This window comes from Mycobacterium sp. TH-M25 (assembly GCF_057473665.1).
In genome coordinates this window covers 1-2116 of record NZ_JBYCLA010000323.1, presented here as the reverse complement: position 1 = coordinate 2116, position 2116 = coordinate 1, and the positions used below count along the sequence as shown (strand labels likewise).

Below are 2116 nucleotides of genomic sequence, written 5' to 3'. Positions count from 1 at the left end.
ACACCGAGGCGTATCGCGGCGGCTGCGATCCATCGGTCGCCGTCATGAAGCTTGTCGGCGAGCGCATGGCCGATCTGTGCGCAGTCCGCACGCAAGGCGGCGCACGTCATGATCATCTCATCGTCAGGCTGGACGGCGGTCAGTTCCGCGATGCGGCGTTCGAGGCGGCGGCGCCGCAACTGGCCCCACCCGGCGCGTAGGACTCCGTATCGGAGTTCCATCACGGTTTGGAACGCGAGCAGCACGGGCTTTGGGCCGATCAGCGTGCGGTAATGCTCAGCGAGCCGATTGGGACGGTCATCAAATAGCCAGCTGATGACCATCGTGTCCACGACCACGCCCGATGGCTGGGCGTTGGTCATGCGCCCGCAAGTGCAGCTTGGAAAGCCGCCCACTCCTCCTCGGGCACATCCTCGATGACGAGGCGGTCACGCGGAGGTAGTGGCCGAGCACGCCGGATCGCCTCGTCGGGCGCGTAGGTGCGCACGACTGGCTCTTCAGGTTGCTCGACACTGGACACGGTGCCGAGTTTACCGCCGCACGCTGACGCCCGGTGCATGCGATCTGCGATCCGCTGGCGTGTTCACCGCCGGCGAGCGACCCCAAGATGGGGGTAGATTGCCGACTTGCGATCAACCTCGAGACGGTGTGTCGTACCAGTGAATTCGCTGGTCACGTTGGGTGAATTGCGGCAGAGAAGTCTGACGGTTCCGACGCATCGCTAATCCACCCGCTGGTCAAACGCTCGGCCGCGCACTTGTTGGCGGAATGATGAATGCGGTCATGGCGGGCGGTGCGGCCGCGTCCTAATCGGTGGCGGAGGGGTGCCCGGGGCCAGCGTGTCGTAGCCACAATGTGCGCCTCTCGTCGTCGACGAGGTACCACAGCCGGCCGCCGCTGGTGACCTCGTATTGCCACTGCTCCATCGCGACGCCGCGGTGCACACCAGAGGCGAGGCGACCTTTGAGCCGGTGGTGTCGGCCGGTCGCCATCGGATTGTCTGGCCGGGAGCGCAGTTCTTGCCACGCCACCGCGGTATTGGCTGGGGCCTGCTGACATAGTGCCGCCCAACCCCTTACCGCTTCGGTGGTGGCGAATCGCAGATCCCACTCGACGGCTGTACCGGCCGTGGCGCGACGCGATCGCCGCGTTTGGGCGCCAATCCGCTATCCGAGGCTGGGCTGGGGCACCGGACCGAAGTCGCCGTCGCTGGGCTCGATCAGCGCCGCGGTCAGCTCGGGATCAGCCAGCACTTCCGCGGTGTGTCGCCAGCCGTCGATTACCTGCACTACCGGTGTTGGGTTGTCGATCGCGTCAGCCGCCCGCATCGTCGCCACCAGCTCTGCCACGAACTCGCGCGCCTCGTCGCGAGACAGAAACGCCACCCACGGGAACACGTCGGGCACGATCTCCGTCACCAGTTCGCGTACCTGTGGATCACGCTGCATCAGGGCGACGAAGATTCGCGCGGTCACCGACGATGCTTCCCGCGCCTGGGCAGCGCGCGTAGCGGTCGTCAACACCAGGTCTTCGGCGTCACGGCGCTGAACTCGCAGAACCCGGCTCTGCGAGCGCCGCAACCAACCTTCGATAGTGGCCTTGCCGCGCAGCTGCAGGTCCGAGAAGGTCACGGTTTCCATGACATTAAAATTACTTGTAATGTCGACGTTTGTCGAGGAGAGGAGGATTCCCGACCTCCACGGGGGCCGGCAAGTTCGCCATCTCTAGGGGTTCCCATGGGGGTAGATTCCCGACTTGTCACGAAGGTCAGGTGGCTCTGTCGTTTCGCCTTACGCTCATCGGCAAAACGCCAGGTAGGCGACGCGACGAAGGGCGGGGGTGTTGTTTGCGACATGTGAGGTAGGTGTGATTGTTCTGTCGGATTGTGACAGCCGGATCGCGGTGGTAGACCCATCGGTGAATTTCCGGTCCCGCAATATGCGGCGTTACTCGTCGCCTATAGCGGTGACGAACTCAAGCCCGGGTGCTCTGTCGAATATCCCGTCGTGGGAGACCAGCGGCACACCGAGGCGTATCGCGGCGGCTGCGATCCATCGGTCGCCGTCATGAAGCTTGTCGGCGAGCGCATGGCCGATCTGTGCGCAGTCCGCACGCA

At 64.6% G+C, this 2116-nt stretch carries 4 protein-coding genes; all 4 read right to left on the bottom strand.

Annotated elements, in window-relative coordinates:
- The coding region (locus AC2VOU_RS10890; protein WP_486957390.1) for a PIN domain-containing protein at positions 1-362 on the bottom strand (362 nt) is incomplete at its 3' end.
- Positions 359-520: a hypothetical protein gene (locus AC2VOU_RS10885; RefSeq protein ID WP_486957389.1), complete on the bottom strand. Its 162-nt coding sequence runs from the start codon at positions 518-520 to the stop codon at positions 359-361. The genes AC2VOU_RS10885 and AC2VOU_RS10890, both read right to left, overlap by 4 nt.
- A 286-nt stretch (positions 521-806) precedes the next feature.
- On the bottom strand, positions 807-1031 hold the full coding sequence (locus AC2VOU_RS10880; RefSeq protein ID WP_486957388.1) for a hypothetical protein: 225 nt from the start codon (positions 1029-1031) through the stop codon (positions 807-809).
- Positions 1032-1166: 135 nt separating this feature from the next.
- A complete protein-coding gene (locus AC2VOU_RS10875) occupies positions 1167-1640 on the bottom strand; it encodes a hypothetical protein (RefSeq protein WP_486957387.1) in 474 nt (157 codons plus the stop codon).
- Positions 1641-2116 lie beyond the last annotated feature (476 nt).

Excerpts from the sequence above, each read along its gene's own strand:
- AC2VOU_RS10875 (WP_486957387.1), bottom strand. The coding sequence starts at position 1,640 with ATGGAAACCGTGACCTTCTCGGACCTGCAGCTGCGCGGCAAGGCCACT.